The organism is Acinetobacter sp. CY73 (assembly GCF_059515865.1).
The window spans coordinates 1-4,529 of record NZ_JCAKMZ010000060.1 but is presented as its reverse complement, the minus strand read 5'-3'; the positions used below and the strand labels follow the sequence as shown (position 1 = coordinate 4,529).

General features: G+C 34.7%; 6 protein-coding genes and 1 pseudogene. 4 read left to right on the top strand and 3 right to left on the bottom strand.

Features of this window, described 5'->3' with window-relative positions:
- Positions 1–362, top strand: a 362-nt coding sequence (locus AC5YD2_RS16030; RefSeq protein WP_496127250.1) for a transposase, incomplete at its 5' end; no start/stop codon positions are given.
- A 173-nt stretch (positions 363–535) separates the two neighbouring features.
- Positions 536–1,405, top strand: a complete 870-nt coding sequence (locus AC5YD2_RS16025; protein WP_496127249.1) for an IS982 family transposase — start codon at positions 536–538, stop codon at positions 1,403–1,405.
- A gap of 131 nt (positions 1,406–1,536) precedes the next feature.
- Here AC5YD2_RS16025 and AC5YD2_RS16020 read toward each other — a convergent pair whose 3' ends face one another.
- Positions 1,537–1,767, bottom strand: coding sequence for a transposase (locus AC5YD2_RS16020; RefSeq protein WP_496127248.1), 231 nt, complete (start codon positions 1,765–1,767; stop codon positions 1,537–1,539).
- A gap of 80 nt (positions 1,768–1,847) precedes the next feature.
- Positions 1,848–2,164, bottom strand: a pseudogene (locus AC5YD2_RS16015) (DDE-type integrase/transposase/recombinase); the annotation flags it as partial.
- Positions 2,165–2,233: 69 nt separating this feature from the next.
- Between AC5YD2_RS16015 and AC5YD2_RS16010 the strand changes: the two are divergent.
- Both AC5YD2_RS16010 and AC5YD2_RS16005 read left to right on the top strand, forming a co-directional pair.
- Positions 2,234–2,809: a hypothetical protein gene (locus tag AC5YD2_RS16010; RefSeq protein ID WP_496127247.1), complete on the top strand. Its 576-nt coding sequence runs from the start codon at positions 2,234–2,236 to the stop codon at positions 2,807–2,809.
- Positions 2,810–3,013: 204 nt separating this feature from the next.
- Positions 3,014–3,307: a hypothetical protein gene (locus tag AC5YD2_RS16005; protein WP_496127246.1), complete on the top strand. Its 294-nt coding sequence runs from the start codon at positions 3,014–3,016 to the stop codon at positions 3,305–3,307.
- Between the two features lie 235 nt (positions 3,308–3,542).
- On the opposite strand, the gene AC5YD2_RS16000 is transcribed toward AC5YD2_RS16005, so the two are convergent.
- Positions 3,543–4,475 carry an IS5 family transposase gene (locus tag AC5YD2_RS16000; RefSeq protein WP_496126117.1) on the bottom strand — a complete coding sequence of 311 codons (933 nt, stop codon included), beginning with the start codon at positions 4,473–4,475 and terminating at the stop codon, positions 3,543–3,545.
- Positions 4,476–4,529: the final 54 nt, after the last annotated feature.

The window sequence follows — 4,529 nt, the reverse complement described above, 5'->3', positions numbered from 1 at the left end:
ATGTTGCTGACATCAAAATGGTGGAGCAGTTGGTCGAGGGGTTCGAGGCAAAGCTTTATGCGGATCGTGGTTATATTAGTCAAGATTTAAAAATTAAGTTAAAAGATCAAGGTATTGATTTGATTACCTATCATCGAAAGAACATGCGGTCTGTTGAGCTCAGTGCGCCAGATGAATATCACTTAAAACAGCGCAATAAAATAGAAACGTTATTCAGCCTATTGAAAGGTCAATACAATTTAGTGACGAGTAAAGCACGTAGCATTCATGGATTTCTAAGTGGGATTTACGCCTCGCTATGCGCATATCAATTAACCCATCGAAATAAGCCAACAATTCAAATTATTGATTCATCGGCTTAAGCAGGATTCGGGTTATATTAAGCAAAATAAAATAAAGATACCTATCCCAATGAGCCATTCCATTAGTAATATCCTATTGTTAACCTGAATCGCGGATAAGAAATTGACTTGAAAAATGAGAGGACTAGAGCCATCAGTTGAGTTACCACACAAAACTCACAACCCTAGTCCTAATGTTTAATAGTACCGAATTATTCTGCGTAATTGATGATTTCTTTCTCAAATTTGAAGCAACCTATTGGAATTTTCTTAAGCAAAGTAATCGTTCCTTAAGAATCAGAACTGCTCATTTAACCATTTCAGAAATCTGTTTTATCGCTATTTGGTACAAATGTTCTCATTTCAATAATTTCAAAGCCTTTTTCATTTGGTTAAAAGAAGATAAAAACCATTTATTTAAGTACTTGCCTTGCTACCAACGGATGATTCATCTAATCAATATGCATGAATTAGCACTACATGCTTTACATGTGTCGCTGATGAAAGACCAAGACACTCAATATTTATGGATTGATTCAACAACTCTTCCAGTTTGTAAAAATCAACGTATTCAGCGCCATAAATCATTAGTCCAAATTGCATCACGTGGTAAAAGTTCAATGGGCTGGTTTTATGGCTGTAAATTGCATATTGCAATGAACCAATTTGGGGAAATTGCTTGTTCTGCTTTATCGAATGGACATGTTGCTGACATAAAAATGGTTGAACAATTGGTTGCTGGTATAAAAGCAAAACTTTATGGGGATCGAGGTTACATCAGCCAAGAATTAAAAAGTAGGTTACAAGATCAAGGTATTGATTTGATTACTTATCATCGGAAGAACATGGAATCTGTTAAACTCAGTGCATCAGATGAATATCACCTAAGGCAACGCAATAAGATAGAAACATTATTCAGCTTATTGAAAGGGCAATATAATTTAGTGACGAGTAAAGCACGTAGTACTCATGGATTTCTCAGCGGAATTTATGCTTCGTTATGTGCATATCAATTAACCCATCGAAATAAGCCAACGATTCAAATTATGGAATCATTGGCTTAAACAGGATTCGGGTTAATTAATGCTTTTATTTGATTTTCTAAATAATTATTTTGGTTTTTAATTTATTTAGTAGGATATAGCCAAATATCAAACATAAGCTACATCATCTTAAATACGATACTCAGAGCTCCCTAAATGGTTTTATTGTTATGAGCAATGATGTGCCTGACTTTATTTTTTAAGACAGACCATGCTTTTTCAATAGGATTGAGGTCGGGACTATACGCAGGTAGATAAACGATTCCTGTCTTGTATTTTGCTGCTAAATCATCAATCGCTTGACCTTTATGAATTGAGGCATTATCGATAATCAGCAAATAATTTTTAGTCTGAATATCCTTTTTCTGTAAGTCCTTTAACAAATACTCCAATCAACTGATGTGTGCTGAATTAACAAGAGGCTTTCACTTGGGAGATTCTAGGCAGCCAACTTGTAAAAGTCCTATGCCATTTGATTTGGTGTCTTAAAATGCAATCCTTTCCGAATTCTCTGCTGGATTATAAAATAACTCTATATTTTGTAATATCAGCCTTAGCGTCCTTCCTTGTTTTATAATTACAATGATGTAGAAGTTCGTTCTTTAGTTCCCCAAATGTTTCAATCGGCGTATTATTGTAACAATCTCCCTTTTTACTCATTGAGCCTTCGAAACATATTTTTCAAGCATATTCCGATATTCTTTACTGCAAATATTGGCTTCCTGTGTCTGAGTGAACGATTAAGTTTCGAGAGGGTTTAAGATTACGGATAGCAATGGTGCAGATGAAAGCAAAGTATCAGCAAATATTGTAAGAGCTTTACTCTCTTGCAGAGTATTTTAGAAACAGTTGAATACATCTCAAATTAAAAAAAAGCTCAAATTAAAAGAGATCTTAGAAAAAGTAGCTCCTAATTTCAGGTTTATTCAAGACGCAATATTTCCTGATCGTTGGCATACTCAGATAATAAGGGAACATGTGGAGCAAGTTGATAACATAAAAGAAATGTTCAAAATAACATCAACCTTGAATGATATTATAGATGTAGTTGAAGGAAAGAATGCGAATTCGAAGTTGAAAAATATTGGGGTGGACTTGGCGTCAAAACTTTATAAAAATCGTCACTTTCAACACAAAAAAGATATTTCTCAAAGTAATGCATTAGGCATGTTGTTAAAGCTTATAAATAGAAATCAGTCTGGTAATGTGTTTAGCGAAGCTGATTTTCGAATTTTCACAGCTTTGCTGAATAGCAATTTTATATTGGATTATTTTGAGCACCGTATTCGTCTTATAGATGCTCGTATGGAAGTGTATATTCAAAGTAAAATAGAACACCAAGAGTTTGGTCAATTTTGTCGCGAGCTAAAAGCCATATATAAGAATTTTTTCATGAGAGAATTAAATTATCATGGAAGGAGATAGAGGCATAGCTTAATTTGCCTAAAAGTAAAAAAGGTATAAGTCTGAAAATCAGTAATAATCACTATAAAGATCATTACTTTCAAAAGATCTTGAGTGATTTATATTTAGCTTTCGTCTATTGTAGATGACAACTAAGTAGAATTAATGATGAATCAAAGCATTAAATTATTTAATAAATGTAAGTTACTAAAAAAGGAGTGTTACATGACGAATAACGATTATATTGATGGAGACCAGTGCATTAAAGCGGCATTAAAGGGAGCTCTTGTGCATTTAAAAGACGATTTATATTTTTTAACAGCTGAGACAGCTTTGAAGCAAAAAATCATACCTGAAAATATTTGTAGAACAGCTCCATTTTGGATTATTGGTTATGAAACTCCGAAACCTATTCAAAATAATGAGGAGTTAGAATCTTCATTTGGATGGCATAACTTTTTCGCAAAATTTTCTGACCATGCTGATGAATGTAAAGATTTTAACCTAAGAGGTGACTGATGATCATTTGTAGTGGGTTATAAGTTATAGTTTTTTAGTGCATCATCATTTGACCTCGATAACTTCAGTGTAAACTGGTTATAAAAGGATTAATTGTGAGCAGAAGTTTAAAGAGCTAATTCAGTTTCTTTTTAATAGCACTTTGTGGAGTGATTACCTATGATTATATAGTTACTCATCAAGGGCTTTGTTGCACAAAGGTTTGAAAGGCAGAGCTACCCTAATTGAGTTAAATTTAAGAGACAACTTGGGTATGAGGGCGACCTAATTCTGTGAATTTATTCAAGACCGCTATGCGTGCATGAATCTCATTCACCTGACTAGGGAAACTTCTTGATGTTAATTTATCGCCTAATAATTTGATGCAATGCATCTTGGTTTCCACCAAACTTCGACGATGATAACCAGACCACTTTTTCCAAAGCGATCTTCCTAGCCGTTTGACTGTTTTCAATAACTCATTGCGTTCTATAGACCTCGCTTGTTGATCTTTCCAAGGTTTTGCATTCTTTCTCGGTGGAATGACCGCATATGCATCTCGATCTAAAATGAGTTGTCGGCAGTGCTTCGTGTCATAAGCACCATCTGTATAAACAGAATCAATTTGTTCATCCAAGGGAATTTGAGCAAGTAAATCTTCAAATACTTGAGAATCACTGACATCATTTGTGGTGAGTTGTACTGCACGTATTTGCAGGGTTTTAGCATCTATAGCAATGTGAAGCTTACGCCATTGGCGACGATATTCAGACCCATGTTTCTTGCATTTCCATTCACCTTCACCAAGAAACTTCAAGCCAGTAGAATCTACAAGTAGATGCAGCCCATTACTACTTTTTTGATAGCTAATCGCAATATTAATATGCTTCTGTCTACGACAAAGGGTGGAATAATCCGGAGCTGTCCAATCTAATCCACAAAGCTTAATCAGGCTTTGAACAAAACCTGTAACCATGCGTAAAGAGAGTCGAAATAGAGATTTGATCATTAAGCAGCATTGAATCGCTGTATCGGAATAGGTTTGATTTCGACCTTGCTTGCCTTGTGATTGTGCATACCACTGAGTCTTTGGATCAAACCAAATGGAAATATTGCCTCGATTAATTAAGGCTCGATTATAGGATGACCAATTGGTTGTATGGTAGATTTTAGCTGCAGGTTTATTCATTTTGAAATTATATTGCTGAATAAGCCTTACATGCTAGGTTTATGCAACAAAGCC

Coding starts and splice junctions, on each gene's coding strand:
- AC5YD2_RS16025 (WP_496127249.1), top strand. CDS start 536: ATGTTTAATAGTACCGAATTATTCTGCGTAATTGATGATTTCTTTCTC.
- AC5YD2_RS16005 (WP_496127246.1), top strand. CDS start 3,014: ATGACGAATAACGATTATATTGATGGAGACCAGTGCATTAAAGCGGCA.
- AC5YD2_RS16000 (WP_496126117.1), bottom strand. CDS start 4,475: ATGAATAAACCTGCAGCTAAAATCTACCATACAACCAATTGGTCATCC.